The 452-nt window shown below is 57.5% G+C and carries 1 protein-coding gene; it reads right to left on the bottom strand.

Features of this window, described 5'->3' with window-relative positions; genetic code table 11:
• Positions 1–452 (bottom strand): amino acid permease (locus J5M56_RS25285; protein WP_207938096.1); only part of this gene is annotated, 452 nt, incomplete at both ends.

Below are 452 nucleotides of genomic sequence, written 5' to 3'. Positions count from 1 at the left end.
CCGATGAACACGAACACGGTGACCAGCATCATGTTGCGCACCTGGCTCAGCACATTGCCGAACTGCGGGTTGCTCTGGCCCCAAATATCGCGCGTGAAGATATCGGCGCGAAACGCGAAAGCGGCAATGACCACGAAGATCAGCAACGGCACGATTTTGGCCACAGTGGTCACTTGGTTGATGAAGGCTGCTTCCTTGATGCCGCGCAGTACCAGAAAATGCACGGCCCACAGCAGCACCGATGCAGCGATGATGGCCGCGGGGGTGTTACCTTCGCCGAAGATCGGGAAGAAGTAGCCCAAAGTGCTGAACAGCAATACGAAATAGCCGACATTCCCTAGCCAGGCGCTGATCCAGTACCCCCATGCTGATGAGAAACCCATGTAATCGCCGAAGCCTGCCTTGGCATAGGCATACACACCGCCGTCCAGGTCGGGCTTGCGGTTGGCCAG

This window comes from Pseudomonas sp. 51_B (genome assembly GCF_017491595.1).
GTDB lineage: Bacteria > Pseudomonadota > Gammaproteobacteria > Pseudomonadales > Pseudomonadaceae > Aquipseudomonas > Aquipseudomonas promysalinigenes.
This window is presented reverse-complemented; position numbering and strand designations above follow the sequence as displayed.